This is a genomic window from Empedobacter sp. UBA6745, assembly GCF_002453775.1.
Classification (GTDB): Bacteria; Bacteroidota; Bacteroidia; order Flavobacteriales; family Weeksellaceae; genus Empedobacter; species Empedobacter falsenii_C.
This window is the reverse complement of the sequence record NZ_DKHL01000002.1, coordinates 18,073-34,004: the sequence shown is the minus strand read 5'-3', so window position 1 is coordinate 34,004 and position 15,932 is coordinate 18,073. Positions and strand designations below refer to the sequence as shown.

General features: G+C 32.3%; 8 protein-coding genes. 2 read left to right on the top strand and 6 right to left on the bottom strand.

Annotated elements, in window-relative coordinates:
* Positions 1-55: 55 nt before the first annotated feature.
* The 6 genes from B4H69_RS01500 to B4H69_RS01475 all read right to left on the bottom strand — a co-directional run bounded on the left by B4H69_RS01500 (position 56) and on the right by B4H69_RS01475 (position 13,859).
* The gene (locus tag B4H69_RS01500; RefSeq protein ID WP_180905353.1) at positions 56-1,435 is read right to left on the bottom strand and encodes a RagB/SusD family nutrient uptake outer membrane protein; all 1,380 of its coding nucleotides are present in this window, start codon (positions 1,433-1,435) and stop codon (positions 56-58) included.
* Positions 1,368-4,493: a SusC/RagA family TonB-linked outer membrane protein gene (locus tag B4H69_RS01495; RefSeq protein WP_291092491.1), complete on the bottom strand. Its 3,126-nt coding sequence runs from the start codon at positions 4,491-4,493 to the stop codon at positions 1,368-1,370. The genes B4H69_RS01500 and B4H69_RS01495 overlap by 68 nt, the downstream gene beginning before the upstream one ends.
* A gap of 317 nt (positions 4,494-4,810) precedes the next feature.
* Entirely contained in the window at positions 4,811-6,298 is a 1,488-nt protein-coding gene (locus B4H69_RS01490; protein WP_291092489.1) for a RagB/SusD family nutrient uptake outer membrane protein, read from the bottom strand.
* Between the two features lie 13 nt (positions 6,299-6,311).
* Positions 6,312-9,320, bottom strand: a complete 3,009-nt coding sequence (locus B4H69_RS01485; RefSeq protein WP_291092487.1) for a SusC/RagA family TonB-linked outer membrane protein — start codon at positions 9,318-9,320, stop codon at positions 6,312-6,314.
* A 384-nt stretch (positions 9,321-9,704) separates the two neighbouring features.
* Positions 9,705-11,093 (bottom strand): DUF5689 domain-containing protein, encoded by a 1,389-nt coding sequence (locus B4H69_RS01480; RefSeq protein ID WP_038337143.1) that lies wholly within the window; start codon positions 11,091-11,093, stop codon positions 9,705-9,707.
* A gap of 30 nt (positions 11,094-11,123) precedes the next feature.
* Positions 11,124-13,859 (bottom strand): carboxypeptidase regulatory-like domain-containing protein, encoded by a 2,736-nt coding sequence (locus tag B4H69_RS01475; protein ID WP_180905358.1) that lies wholly within the window; start codon positions 13,857-13,859, stop codon positions 11,124-11,126.
* Between the two features lie 91 nt (positions 13,860-13,950).
* Here B4H69_RS01475 and B4H69_RS01470 point away from each other — a divergent pair, with 91 nt between their 5' ends.
* Both B4H69_RS01470 and trpA read left to right on the top strand, forming a co-directional pair.
* A complete protein-coding gene (locus tag B4H69_RS01470; RefSeq protein WP_180905359.1) occupies positions 13,951-15,156 on the top strand; it encodes an endonuclease in 1,206 nt (401 codons plus the stop codon).
* 2 nt (positions 15,157-15,158) lie between these two features.
* Positions 15,159-15,926, top strand: coding sequence for a tryptophan synthase subunit alpha (gene trpA, locus B4H69_RS01465; RefSeq protein WP_180905360.1), 768 nt, complete (start codon positions 15,159-15,161; stop codon positions 15,924-15,926).
* The last annotated feature ends 6 nt before the right edge of the window (positions 15,927-15,932 follow it).

Genomic DNA, 15,932 nt, shown 5'->3' with positions numbered 1-15,932 from the left:
TAAATAAAAAAATCTCGAAGCTTGCTTCGAGATTTTTTTATTTAACAAACTTTAATTAATTATCATATCCTGGATTAGATTTAATTAAAGTTCCAGATAAATCAGTTTCAATTCTAGGAATTGGAAAAGCTAATAGATTTTTGTCTTTACCATTTGCATAAGATATATCACCCCAACGTAATAAATCCCATTGTCTTAAACCTTCACCTAACAACTCTTTAGATCTCTCCTTCTTAAGAACATCCATAGTAACTGTAGTAGCAGCAGTTAATCCTCGTTGAGTAATTAAAGAATTATAATAAGTTAATGCTTTAGCTGGATCTCCTCCGTTTAATTCTGCTTCGACTCCGTTTAAAACAACCTCTTCGTAACGAATCATTTTAATATTATCAGCTCCTACTGAATTTGTATATTTACCTGTTAAATAATTATACCCATTTGCAGTTTGAACAAAGTTTCTACGAATATCACCAGTTGTATACAATGTTAATGTTTCAGGTTTTACAACTACATTTCCATATCCATTTGGATGTAATTTATGTCTATAGGAAGATGTAGATAATGAATTAGTTGTACCTACTGACAACTCGAACATTGAGTTAGGAGCAGCACCATTCATTGTAAATCTAAAAGTTTCTGCTAACAAACCTTGAGCAGCTATGCTATACCCTCCTGCAGTAACAATTTCATTAGTTAGCTGTCTAACTTTTGCATAGTTACCTTTATACAGATAATATCTAGACATTAATGCTTTCACTGAAGAAAGGTTAATATCTGTTTTGCCAGAAACAGTAGTATTAGCACTATATTTAGTCATAATTTCTACAGCTTTATTGAAATCTGCTTCAATCTGAGCTTCAGTTTCAGTAATTGTTGCACGGGCCATCTTCGCTTTCGGGTCGTACTTTAAAGGAAGTACTGCTCCTAATTGATCAGGTGCATTTGTATATTTTTGACCATACAATCTTAAAATATCAAAAAAACCTAAAGCTCTTAATGCGTAAGCTTGACCTTGAACAAAATAAGATTGCTTTTTTTCCGTATCTGTTCCCGTAAACTTTTCTACATCAGAATTGATAACAATATTTGAATTAGCAATCATTTTATAAATAACTCCCCAAGAATCTTTTGCATATGCATCAGTTGACAACATTGTATAATCTTGAATTGTAGTATAATAACCTGACAATTTATTACTATACATTTCATCTGAACGTATTTCTCCATATGCTAAGAAATCACATCCATAATACTTGGCAGATCTCATCTGAGAATAAGCTCCACGTACGAATGATTGTATTTCATCATATGATGTTAAAGGTTTTTGTTCCACTTCTTGATAAAACTCTCTTTCTACAAAATCATCACTACAAGAAATATTTAATGACAAAACGCTTGCAGTAAGAACTGCTATGGTAAATAATCTTTTTTTCATTTTTTTTTTTTTTGAAACTTACATTAACTCCTAATAAGAATGATTTTAAAACAGGTAAGTTAAAATCTGTATATCCAGCTACATTCGTTTCAGGATCGAACTTTAAATCCTTATCAAATCTATGTGTCCATGCATTATTTGCCATTACATACATCTGAACAGAACCTAGACCTGTACCTTGTAACATTTTAGAATCAAACGTATAAGCTAATCTAATATTACTTAAACGAATATAATCAGCATCGTATAAAAAGCGAGTTGAAGCACTATTCGATCTTTTATTCCCTCCATAAACTGGTTTCGGATTAGAAGCTGTCGTATTTTCAGGAGTCCAATAATCACCCATAACCTCTCCATAACCAGGATAGTTAATAGAATATTGCCCATCACTGTAGTTGTACGCCGCCCAGTTATCATAAATTTTACCTCCAAATCCAAAAGTAAATTGAGCATCTAGTGAGAATCCTGAATATGATACTGAAGTATTTAAACCTCCATAAACATCACTAATAAATGACCCTTGTACAGCTTGTTGTGCTAAGTTATAGTTATTTGTTGTAGCTCCATCTTTACCATTAATGTACCATAATGGATCTCCATTCGTTGGATCAACTCCTGCCCATTTTCTTAAATAAAATGTTCTTACCCCCTCACCTTCTTTTAATATAGTAGAAGAACCTTTAACTTCTCCACCATATAACTTCGTAATTTCATTATCTAAAGTTGACAAGTTAAATCCTACATTCCAATTGAATTGGTTACGATCTCCTTTTAAGATATCTGCATTCACTGTGAATTCAAAACCTTTATTCACTAACTCTCCAATATTATCAGTATAAACTGCATTACCGTTTGTTACGTTATAAAGACCTTGTGAAGCTGATAATGGTAAATCATAAATCAAGTCTTTCGTTTTCTTGTTGAAATACTCTGCAGAAAATCTAATACGATCATTTAAGAAACCAAAGTCAATACCTATGTTTAAAGGATTAACTGTTTCCCATGATAAGTTCGGATTATACACTCTATTAAAACTTGCTGCTGCATAGTCGTTATAGTTTGTTGAATACGAATATGTCGCATAAGGATTAGCGCTTACTTGGTTACCTAACTTACCATAAGACGCTCTTAATTTCATCATAGAAAGAGTCCCATTTCCTTTCAAATCTCCTAAACGAGCAACATCAAATCCAAGACCAACAGACCAGAAGTCACCTTCTTTTTGACCTGGCATGAATTGAGAAAGGATATCACGACGATAAGATGCATCAACTAATACTAATTTATCATAGTCATAGTGAGCTGTTGCAGCATACCCCCAACGAGAAGAAATCCCTCTACCACCTTCGTATCCGTAAGGAACAACAAAATTCGTTAGTGTTTCTAAAATTGGACTACCAACAGTAATTCCTGTTGCAGATAAATAACGTTGATCTGATTTATATGCCTCTTGGATTAAGGAAATTCCTACATTATGTAAATCAAATTTTTGATTCCAACTTACAATATTTTGTACGTTAAAATTAAAATATCTATTTGTTCCTGATTTTTGATAACCTCCATATCCATATCCATCTCCGTGTTGAGGGTTCCAATACTGATCTTCTTCGATATTGATATATTCTGGAGCAAATACTAATGTATATTTAATGTTTTTCCAAATATCATATTCCGCTTTAAAATTTGCAAAAATTCTTGCGGTTTGAGCTTTATTATAATTCATATCTAATAAAGCCGCTGGGTTAAACATATTATTAGATAATCTATGATTAGATGCTTGCCAATAATAAGAACCATCTTCATTTCTAACAGGGTCTGTAGGTCTATTAAAATATCCTGCTAAAATTGGATTAGCAAAACCTCCTGCGTTAGGTAAAGTTCTAATATTACCATAAGACATCTGAATATCTGTAGATAATTTCAACTTATCAGTTGCTTGATAAGCTACCTTATTTGTAAAAGATAAACGTTTAAAACTAGAGTTTTTAATTATACTCTCTTGTTTAAAATAGTTCGCAGATGCATAATATGACAATCTTTCATTAGCTCCAGAAACATTAAAATCAACATTCTGTTGAAACCCTTTTTTCATTGTCTCATCTTGCCAGTTTGTAGAATATGGAGAACTTAATATATTCTTCATATTATTTCTAAGAGTCGTTTGATTAGCTGGTATCAATGGAATATTTCCATTAATATAATCTTCAATTGAGTAGTTAGCTCCATATAAATTATTTACTTGATCTCTTAAGTATATCTTATACTCTTCCGCTGTAAAAGGTCTGTTCATATCAACAGCTCTATCATTCCATCCTATAGAAGAAGAAAAATTAAATTTCGCAGCACCTTTTCTTCCTGATTTAGTTGTTATAATAATAACTCCAGCTCCTGCATCAGCACCATAAACAGCAGTTGATACGGCATCTTTCAAAACAGTTACAGATTCAATATCATCAGGGTTCATATTCGCTAAAATATTACCTGTCGTATTGTTTCTTGTTAAATCTCCACTCGCTACACGAACACCATCTACAATCCAAATTGGAGATTGTACACCATTAATAGAAGAAATACCACGTACACGTACACTTGCCATACCTCCTGGTTGACCTGAAGCATTTCCTGTTTGAACCCCAGAAACACGTCCTTGTAACATTTTATCTACAGAAGCAACTGGCACATCTTGAATTGATTTTGAAGACATTGTACTTGTTGAACCTGTGATTTCTTGAACACTTTTAGTTTGTCCAAAACCAACAACTACAACCTCACCTAAATCTACATTCTCATTTGAAGTATATTTTAAAGCTCCTAAATTAGTAGAAGTTACTTTAAATTCTTTTCCATTGATTACTAATGTATCACCAACTTTAGCGTCAATATTGAAATTTCCGTTTTCATCTGTATAAGTTACTTTATCTGTACCCTTAACTTTAACCTCAATATCTGCCTCTGGCAAATTTGAAGCATCATTAACAGTACCTGTAACTTGAGCAAAAGCCACTGTTCCTAGTCCTAGGAAAGCTAATAAGCCCAAAGATGTTAATCTTCTCCTCATAGTTTTAATATTTTATAACATTTTAGACAAAATTCTAACTTTTTTTTAAGATTTCCAAAAAGTGATCTATATTTTTTTATTTATCAACATCTTAACAAAATAGCTATACATTATTATATTTAGCACAAAAACTCAATATTAACATTGATAAAACCGATAATTAGAATAAAATAATAACAAATCTACCTATATAAAAAAAGCTTATTCATATTAATAAAATAAAAATAAAAGTTAAAATTTTAACATCAACTGTAAAAAAAAAGACTACCGAAAACGGTAGTCTCTCTCTTTTTATTAAAAGCTATAAAAAATTATAATTAGTACCCAGGAGTCTGAGTCATATTTTTATTTAAGTTTAAAACGGATTGAGGAATAGGTAATTGCCATTTGTGGTCTCCAGCTTTTAATGTTTGTTCTGAAGAAGCAGTTCCTGTACCATTTGCTAAATAACCGTTTCCACTACGTTGAATACCGCTTGTGTAAACAGGAGAGATACCAGCAACTCCTTGTAAACGTTTTAATGTAAACCAACGATCTCCGTTTTCGAAAGCTAATTCTTTACGACGCTCTAATTGAATTGCATCAAAAATTGCAGTTCCAGTTTCTCCACCTGTATAATTAGAGTAACGTACATCTCTTAATTTATTTAAAGTAATCAAAGCGGCACCTTGATCTCCAGATAAATATTGAGCTTCAGCTAAATTAAGAATTGCTTCTTCCACACGTAAATAACGTCCGTTATTCAATCCTAATTTTACTTTACCATTGATATATTTATTAACTGCGATAACAGCTTGACTATCGTGGTTACTAGGGTTGAAAATTTTGAAATACGCATTTATACGCTCAGATTCTGTTTTTTGATTATACAAAGCATAGAAATCTTTATCTACTGCATATTCAATTACAATATTTTCGTTCGTTGCCCCTTGGCTATAGTTTGTACCAATTGTTGGATCGCTTGAATTGATAAATGCAATTTCAAATAATACACCATCACTATTTTTAGAAGTCCATAATCCAGCTAATTGTTCTTGTGATGCTGGAGCAACTGCATCTACAGCAGGTTGAGAAAATTCGATCGATTTTTTATAATCTCCTTTATATAAATATACTTTTCCTAATAAAGCTTGTGCTGCAGATTTCCCCATAACAGAACTTTCTGAAGAAGCTTCTAAATTTGGAATCGCATCTTCTAAATCAGCAATAATTTTATCATAAGATTCAGCAATTGTTGCATCACGTTTTGGAGCTGCCTGAGGATCATATTTATCTACATAAGCAATACCTACAGTAGATGCAGCATTTGCAGCTTGAGTTGGAATCTCAGCATATGTACGAGCCACCTCAAAATGGGCTAATGCACGAAGAGCTTTTGCTTGCGCAATTACATTATTTTTGAAATCGCCGTCTTGTAAATTATCAACATTCGACAAGATCATGTTAGCTCTTGAGATAATATTATAAGAAGTTGAGTAAATATCTGTAGGAACAGAATTCGAATTATATGACCAAGTATGTGCTCTTTGACCTGCACGACGTCCGTTAGGATCTAGAATTAAGTTGTCTGCCATGATATCTCCAACAGAAACTAAATCGCTAGCATTACTCAAACCAGCATAATAACCTGATTGCGCGAAACCTTTATAAACCCCATTTAACGCGTTTGTAAAATCAGCTTCTGTTTTAAAGTAATCACCAACTTCGATCGCATCATATGGTTTTTGATTGATATCGTCATCACTACAAGATGTAAAACTTAATGCACAAGCTAACAACGATAAGACTAAAATATTTTTTTTCATTTTGTTACAATTTTTAGAATGACACATTAAATCCGATAGAATATGAACGAACTAATGGGTAAGAGAATGCGGTAAAAGAGTTTGACACATATCCTGACGAACCTACTGCACTACTTTCACTTGTTCCTGTTCCTGCAATTGGATTCCCATGGTAATTTGTCCATAATGCTAAGTTTTGAACTTGAGCAAACATTCTTAAGTTTTTGATAAACGTTCCTTTTACTAAATCTGTAAAGTTGTATCCTAATGACAAACTACGGAATGCGATGTAATCAGATTTTTCTAAATATTTTGTAGAATATTCTGGCCCTGTTGTATTTGGTAGAGCGAATGACGCATTATCACCAGCTTGCTTCCAATAATCAGCAGCTTCAACAACATGGTTATCTAAAGATGTCGGATCTGTTAAATAAGCATATGTATTGTTGTACATGTATCCTCCTGCAGAATAAGTAAAGTCAGCGTTGATATCAAATCCATAGAATTTAGCATTCAAACCAAAACCACCCATTAAAGTTGGGAGAGAAGATTTGTTTGTTGCGACTGCATCTCCACCATCATAAACGTCAGTTATATTTCCATCTCTGTCCAAGTATAAATCTTTACCTGTATTTGCATCAACACCTGCATAACGAACCATATAGAATTGATAAGGTTTCCCTCCTTCTACGTGAATCATGCTTTCGTATGAATCTGGCATTATTAAATTATCTCCATCTGCTAATTGATTTACTTTATACTTTAAGCTGGTTACGTTACCATATAGAGATAAATCGAAGTTTTTAGAACGAATCACATCATAGTTTAATTCTAATTCAAAACCTTCTGTTTTAATTTCTCCTGCATTAATAGTTGTAGTATATCCTCCAGCCTCTAAAGGTAATTGTTTGTTAAATAAGAAATCAGATCTTAAATCGTGGAAATATGCCATAGCACCAGTTAAACGATTTCCAAAGAAGCCAAAATCCAACCCAATGTTAAATTTCTTATTTGCTTCCCAAGTAGCATTGTTATCTGCTAAAACTGTTATAGGAAAACTTGCTGGATTACCATTATATGTATTTAAAATATTCATCAGATTCATATTTGCATAAGCAGCTAAACCTGAATCATCTCCTACTTCCCCATACGAAGCTTTAAGTGTTAAATTATTGACAGCTTTAGAATCTCTTAAGAATCCTTCTTTTGCTATATTCCATCCTAGAGACACTCCCCAGAATGTTCCATATTTATTATCAACACCTGCTAAAGAAGTTCCGTCACGACGAATATATGCATCAACAAAATATTTATTTGCAAAATCATAAGAAGCCGCTCCTAAATATCCAAACTTAGAAATTCTCCATCTGTTTGTTTTTGAATCTTGTTCAATTAAAGTAGCTAACCCTTGTGTTTGTAAATAATCATTAGGGAAACCAATTCCGTACATTGTCATAGAATATAAACTTTGATTGATATATTCTGATGCTGCTGTTACACGTAGATGATGTTTACCTGCAAAAGTATTTTCGTAAGAAACCTCATTACGCCAGTTGTAATCAAAACGGTCTGTACTTCTATCTGTTTTAGAACCTCCGTCTCCTAATAATTGAGATAAAACTGAAGATGGTTTTAAGAAGTTTTCGTACTGTGTACGATTATAAGTAGCACCTAAAGTTGTACGAGCTGTTACATTTTTAGCAAGATCTGCTTCAACGAAACCAGTTCCATAAATACGTAAATATCTTGTTTGAGCATCCGTTTTTTCCATTTCATCTGCAACAGGATATCCCATATAGTTCGCATTAGGATTGTAAACTTTATTTCCATCTGCATCTAAAACTACATTTCCATTCGCGTCCATTGAATAAAAAGTCTCGTAAGGACGATTTAACAATGTATTATAAAATGGAGATTGTGCATTAACACGATCACGTGGAGAATCTAACGTGGTATAAGACCCGTTTAAATTAATTCCGTAACGTAACCAATCTTTTACTTTGGTTGTATTATTGAAAGTAGCTGTAATTCTTTCCATACCATTATAATATCGAACAGCTCCTTCATTTTTATCATAACCTACAGAAAAATTATTTGATGTATCTCCATCATTTTTATTAATCGTAATAAAATGTGATGAAGTAAGTCCATTTTTGTATAGATCATCAGACCATTTATGGTTATTTTTTGATAAAGTTGCAATCTCTTCAGATGTACGAGCTTGCCCTAAACCTAAATTACCAATAGTACTTAAACCATTTTGATAATTTAACAATTGCTCGGCATTCATCAAGTTGATATTTGGCAAATCAACCATTTGGTTCACTCCAATACGAGATGAATAACTTACTGTAGCTTCACCTTTTTTCGCTGATTTTGTTTTCATGATGATTACACCATTCGCTCCACGAGAACCAAAGATTGCTAATTGAGAAGCATCTTTTAACACCCTTACTTCTTCAATATCAGCCGGATTAATAGCAACAACATCTGTTGCTGTCATATATGTACCATCAACAACATATAATGGAGATTTTACACCACCATTCAAACCAATTGCACCACGAATTGTAACATTAGCAGTTGCACCAGGAGCTCCACTCATCGCTTGAGATGATAGACCTGCAACTTTACCTCCTAACATTTGGTCAATAGATACAGATGGATTCATCTGTTCTAAATCTTTTGCTTTTACAGTTGTAACACCTGATTTAGATGGAGCGTTGAAAATAGATTTCACAACAACTTCACTTAAATCAACCGTAGAACTTGTAGCAGCAGCGTACTTTAATGTACCTAAAGCGTTACTTGTAACACTAAATTCCTTTCCATTAACAACTAAAATATCTCCAATTTTAGCATCAATGTCAAATTTTCCGTCTTGGTCAGTATAGACAACTTTGTATGTACCTTTTACAGATACTTCTACATCCGCTTCCGGAAAATTATCTGCATCATTTACAACACCTGTTACTTGAGCAAATGCAGCCGTTCCTAAACCTAAGAAAGCTAACAAACTCAAAGATGTGATTCTTCTCCTCATAGTCTTATTTTTATAAAATAGGGGAACAAATCTGAACATTATTTTTTAGAGAAAAAAGCAAAATGATATATAATTAACATTTTATCCAAATAAGACATAAATTGCTTTTTTTTATCAATTATCCATTATTAAATACTTATTAAATGATTAATAAATCTTTTTTTAACTTTTTTTAATAAAATTAAAATCGATTTTATGTTAATATTTTTTGAATTAAATAAAATCAATACTCATTAACAGATAATTTTTATTTGAATTTTATACATTTCAGAATGTGAAATCACGTTAAAAAATGAAGAATATTTAGGAGTTTGTTAACCTAATAAAAACAAAAAAAGGCAACCTATTGGTTGCCTTAATTATTATAATATTTAAACTGATTAATTAGTCAATTTTGATATTATCGATAACTAAATCATAAGCTTCATCTTTTCCTACTTTTAGTGCAAAAATATTTTCACCAGCAGTTTTTTGAATATCTACTCCTTCAATATTTAGAGTAACAAGAACCCATTCGCCTTTAGTATCAATTTTACCTGTATATTGATTTGCATCAATTGGTGATAAAGATACATTTGCATTCGATAAATCTCCTACATTATATACTACGTATTTTTTATCAGATTTATACACATTTAGTGACAATGATTTCCCAGATGTTCCTTTTACATAAAATGTAATTTTCTTTGGAGTTGCAGGAATTGTATTATTTACAATAGTTGTAAATACGTAATCATTTGCTTTTGGTGTTCCTTTTAAAAGTAATGCATTTGTGTTATCTCTACCAACACCAACTCCGCTAGTTGCATAGGTATCTTTCACTAAGCCAAAAGAGTTAATTGAAGATAAAAAGTCAGCCCAAACATTGAAATCAGAACCTTTGAACAATAAATTAGTTGCTTCTGTATTATTTCCTCCACCTGGATTTTGGCCTCCTCCAACGTCAAAACGAGGCTGATCGAATTTTACATCTTTTGTATCGCGGATATAAACTTGGTAAGTTGAATTGTAAATACTAACAACTACAGTAATCTCTCCACTACCTTTAGGCAATTCTTCATTGTACCATTTAGCATATCCAGAATTACGTAAGTCAACTGTTTTTCCTGTTTTATCTACTAATACACGATTAACAGTTGTAGCTTCTACTCCATAAGTTTTATCTGTATCTGGAGATTGAAACTGAATATTTTTTATTGTTACTAATGTATTCAAATTCCCAGCATTTAAAGCTTCCGACAAACTATTAAATACTTTTGGAGTAATTGTTTTTACAGGGTCACATGTTTTGATCATATATTTCTTCATATTTATAGAAGGTATACGACCAACTGCATATTGTGGGTCAACAGATCCTATTTTCATAATTCCTCTATCTTTCGCTACAACTAAACCTTTCAATCTAATTTGGATTCTCGCTCCTAAAGGATAGCTTGTGTATAGATTAGATCCATCAATTTCAATCTGGATACCTGATGTTGGGTTTTCTACTTTATCTTGTAATGAAATTGTTTTATAAAAATTTCCTGTTTCGTCACTTGAAATTACATAAGCGTCCATTACAAGATCCTCTGCTATTGCTCCATTTGAATCAAGTTTTATCTGCCCAGAAGTTACTTTAGTTGTTAAATCAGCTATTGTAATATTTGCTGTTAATTTATCAGCACAATCGATTGGCGGAGTTGCATAATCATCATCTTGTACACAAGATTGAGTTATAAATAAGCCTAAGCTCAAAAGACTTGCTATTGTTAATTTTGATATTGTATTCATTTTAAATTGTATTCGTTGTTAATATTTTATTTAGAATCTGAAATAAACATTTGCAAAATATGTTGTACCCATTCCGTAGAACATTTTTGGCCCAAATAATGTACGATAATTAGGATCGATAGCATTCGTATATTTCCCAACTCTTAATTGTTCGAAACCTCCTGTTACATAATTTTTGTTATTCAACACATTATTAATTGTTCCTGAAATTCCTGCAGAATATTTACCTATACGAAATGTTTTACCCATATTAATATTTAACATGAATTCGTTACTCAACTTTTCTTGCTTTAAAGCAGCTTTTAAATCTTGATCATTAATATCATATAATTCTCCATATTCATTCGTAAAGAAATTTACAGTTCTACGAAAAGCTGCAGGATCTATGTAATTATTTGCTAATAAATTTCCAGATACACCAATCCACCAGAATTTAGGATCACGGTACTCTGCACTTAAAGAGAAACCAGATTGTGGTCCGCTTCCTACTTTATAATTATGAAGATAAGCAGTTCCGAAGTTTTGGTAAGGAACTCCAATGTTTCCAGGTTTCACATAATCATCAGAATATAAATTATAACTAGGGTTGTCTTTGTAAACATATTGACCAATAGAAGCTACTGCAGAAACTGTAAGTACTGGTAATACTTGTGCTTCTACCGCTAATTCTGTTCCCAAATATTCTTTTCCAACACCTGTCATAACTTCTGAAACAAAGACTTGGTCATTTGCTCCATCGATATAACCAAATGCTTTCTCGATTTCGTCTTTTGTTCTTGTGTAAAAAGCCGTTGCACGAGCTTTAATACGTGGAGCTCTTAAAATATATGATAAGTCACTTGAGAATATTTTTGCACTTTCTACTCCATCTACCGTTACGTTAGTTACACGAGCATTTGGAAAAATCTCATCAGAAGTTGGCGCTTCTGTTTGATACATTACATTTGCTTGGATAAAATTACGTCCATCTAATTTTACTAAGAAATTAGATTTCACCCCAAAATCTAAGAAATCATACGTTTTACTTTTACCGTAAGAAGTCTGCTGATATGATTGGTGCATCCATTTACCTTCACGATAAAACTTAGTCAAAGCAGCTTTCATACCAATTGTTACGTCTAAAAATTTTCCTTTTATTTTAGATTGCATGAATAAATCTGCATAATCACGATTAATTTCATAATTATATCCTTGACGCTGTCCTTTTGTTGGTTGATAATCAGGGTCTAAAATATTAAATCTAGCATGAGTAAAGTTATCTTTATTCTCAACATATTGTCCACCTAATAAATCTTGTATTTCACGGTATAGTTGAGATTTCGTATTTTGATAAGACGCTGCAATTGTCAAATCTATATTAGGTGCTAACTCTGTCTGAAAATTTGTATAAGCAGTTGCTGTTTTATCTTCGTTAACATCAGCAGTCAACCAATAAACAGATCTCCCAGCATTGTTAATATTAGCTTCATATAAACTTGTCCAATCTATTTGAGAAATTTGACCACTTCTCCATAATTCAGTTTGGTTATTTATAGCACCTTGACTTGCTCCACTATACGCAAAATAAGATGGTAAATTACGATAGTAAACTGGAGAAGGATTATTTCCTGCAAACCAATCTAAACGAGAACTACTTTCTTTACCAAATTGATAAGAAACTGTTGTTGTTAATTTTGATTTATTGTTAATATTCCAATGATGCGTCAACATATTAATTGGTTCGAAAGTTTTCTTTACACGTTCGTTACGTTTTTCACCATCTTGCCATCCCCAATAAGAATTGTAATAAATCCCCATCATATCCACAACTTCTTGTGTATTAGGTGAACCTGTAGAACGACGAGTTGGCGCACCAAAACTTGTGAAGTTTAAGGTATGTTTTTCATTAAACTTTTTCTCAACTCCTAAGTAGTAAGCGTATGCATCATAAAAAGTACCTTCTATAATACCTTCTTCTGCCCAACGTCTACTTCCAGAAACCATAAACGCCCAACCATTATCCATCAATCCCGTATTATATGTAGCCATTACACGGTTTCTGTATGAACGATTTGTACTAGAATAAGCCAAACTTACTCCCTTACGCATTGTTGAAGGACGAGTATCAAAATTTGTAACTCCCCCTAAATCTCCAAAAGCATAATTAGAAGGTTCGATTCCGTATGTTAACTCATCTGGACGACGAGTAACATCATTCAGACCTCCCCAGTTATTAAAAGTTGCACGACCATTATCCATTTTATTCATACGAACTCCATTGAATAATACATCATTATATTTGTTGTCTAAACCTCTTGGTTTAAACCAATACGAACCTAATTCGTACGCAGATACGCGAGCAAAAACATCACGTGAAGATTGTAAAAGTCCTGAATTTGAAGCTGTCGAACTTTCATCATCAGATAATTCATCATCTGTTAATGTAATAATTCCAACTTCTGCTGTATTTGGATTAAATGTTAATTTAATATCACCTAAGTCAAGCTCTTTTTGCCCTGCTACAGTGATTTCTTTTTCATATGGGTCATAGCCCACGCCATAAACTTGTAATTTGTACGTTCCATCCGGAATATCTACAAACTGAAAATATCCTATACGATCGGTGATAGCAGCATCGCTTACTGCTCCTCCGTCCAAACGTACAGTGAGGTTATAAACCTCTTCACCTGTAGCAGCATTTTTTGCTACCCCAGTAACCTTTGTTTGCGCCTGCGCCATAGCGACAGTTGCAGCAAAGACTGAAAGACTTAACAATAATTTGTTCATTCAAACGAATTTTTATTTATAAATTAGCTATTTATTTCCTTCATCGAAAAAAATAGGACAACAAATTTAGTAAATTCATAATTAATAACATATGTTTAAAATTAATAAATCTTTAACTTTATTAATAATTTTTAATTTATTCTTAACGTTAAATGTTAAAGCTCAAAGCAAATATTCAAGTGCAACTGTAGCTTTTTATAATGTCGAGAATCTTTTTGACACCATAAAATCAGTTGGATATGTAAATGGAACTTTACCTTTTAATGACAAAAATTACCACATTCAGATTGCTGAATCTGACATTTCGAAGTACGAAACAGAAGAATTCAAACAAAGTTATACGTACGAAAATATAAAAGGAAAGAAAATTATCCGTCCATTAATTCTTCAAGAAGAATTTTTACCAAACGGAAATAAAAGATGGAATACAGAAAAATATTTCCAGAAAGTCAATAATATTTCAAAAGTTATTAGCGAATTAGGTGCAGATGTTACAGGTTCTGCTCCAGTAATCGTTGGTATTTGCGAGATTGAGACAAGAGAAACTTTAGAAGATTTAGCAAAAAGCTCTGCTTTGAAAAAATACGATTATGGTGTTGTTCATTTTAATTCATTTGATGCACGTGGAGTTGATACAGGTTTATTGTATCAAAAATCTCGTTTCAAAGTAATTGATGCAAGACCTCATCCTATTTTCAATTATGATGCTGAAGGTAAACGAAAATATACGCGTGATATTCTACAAGTTACAGGTTTATTAGACGGTGAAGAAATCACTTTTTTAGTAAATCACTGGCCTTCTCGTAGTGGAGGAGAAAAAGTTTCGATGCCAGCTCGTATGGAAGCAGCAAAGGTGATGAAAGGAATTTTTGATGAGTTAAAATCTAAGAATCCAAATGCAAAAGTAATTGCAATGGGTGATTTTAATGATGATCCTATTTCTCCAAGTATTAAAAATACATTTGATCCAGCAGGAGAAATTGCTAAAGTTTCGGATAGCGGGTATTATGACCCTATGTTACCTTTATATAAAAAAGGTGTTGGTACTTTAGCTTATCGTGATGCTTGGAATCTATTTGATCAATTTATCTCGACTTCATCATTGGTTACAAAAAATAAAGATTATTCAACGTATAAAATCTTCAAAACTGAAATTTACAACAAAGATTATTTAAAAGCGACAGAAGGTGCATATAAAGGATTCCCTAACCGTATGTGGAGCGGCGATACTTATCGTGCAAACGGTTATTCTGACCACTTTCCAGTCTATACAATCTTATTAAAACAAGCAAAATAAAAATGAACAAATTAGAGCAATTATTTAGTCAAAAAAATAAAAACCTCATTACAATATACACAACAGCTGGGTATCCGAATTTATCGGATACCCCTGTTATTTTAAAAGAATTAGATCAAAATAATGTTGACATTATCGAAGTCGGAATCCCATATTCTGATCCTTTGGCTGATGGTCCAACAATACAGGCTACAAGCGAAAAAGCGTTAGCAAACGGAATGACATTGGATATTTTGTTTGAGCAATTAAAATCGGTTCAAAATGAAATTTCTGCACCAATTGTTTTGATGGGTTATTATAACCAAGTGATGACATTTGGATTAGAAAAATTCTTACAAAATTGTCAAGAAAGTGGAGTTTCAGGCTTGATTTTACCTGATATGCCGTACGAAATTTACTTGGCGCAACACAAAGAATTATTTGATAAATACGATCAAAAAGTTACTTTTCTAATTACACCTTTAACAACAGAAAAACGCATTAAAGAGATTAATGATGCAACTTCTGGATTTGTTTATATCGTTTCGAGTTCAGCTACAACTGGCGCAACACAATCTAATTATAACGAAGATTTTTTGTCAAATGTTAAAAATTTAGGTTTGACAAAACCACATCAAATTGGATTTGGAATTTCGACAAAAGCTGATGTAGAAAAAGCATGGAATTACGCAAATGGAGCAATTGTCGGAAGTGCTTTTTTACGTGTTTTAGAAAATTCGAACGGAAATCTTTCAGAAGCCATAAAAAAATTTCTATCTCAATTGAAATAAAAAAAT

Bases quoted from the DNA above. Each gene is read 5' to 3' on its own strand.
- B4H69_RS01475 (WP_180905358.1), bottom strand. From the start codon at position 13,859: ATGAACAAATTATTGTTAAGTCTTTCAGTCTTTGCTGCAACTGTCGCT.
- B4H69_RS01490 (WP_291092489.1), bottom strand. From the start codon at position 6,298: ATGAAAAAAAATATTTTAGTCTTATCGTTGTTAGCTTGTGCATTAAGT.
- B4H69_RS01500 (WP_180905353.1), bottom strand. From the start codon at position 1,435: ATGAAAAAAAGATTATTTACCATAGCAGTTCTTACTGCAAGCGTTTTG.
- trpA (WP_180905360.1), top strand. From the start codon at position 15,159: ATGAACAAATTAGAGCAATTATTTAGTCAAAAAAATAAAAACCTCATT.
- B4H69_RS01495 (WP_291092491.1), bottom strand. From the start codon at position 4,493: ATGAGGAGAAGATTAACATCTTTGGGCTTATTAGCTTTCCTAGGACTA.
- B4H69_RS01480 (WP_038337143.1), bottom strand. From the start codon at position 11,093: ATGAATACAATATCAAAATTAACAATAGCAAGTCTTTTGAGCTTAGGC.
- B4H69_RS01470 (WP_180905359.1), top strand. From the start codon at position 13,951: ATGTTTAAAATTAATAAATCTTTAACTTTATTAATAATTTTTAATTTA.
- B4H69_RS01485 (WP_291092487.1), bottom strand. From the start codon at position 9,320: ATGAGGAGAAGAATCACATCTTTGAGTTTGTTAGCTTTCTTAGGTTTA.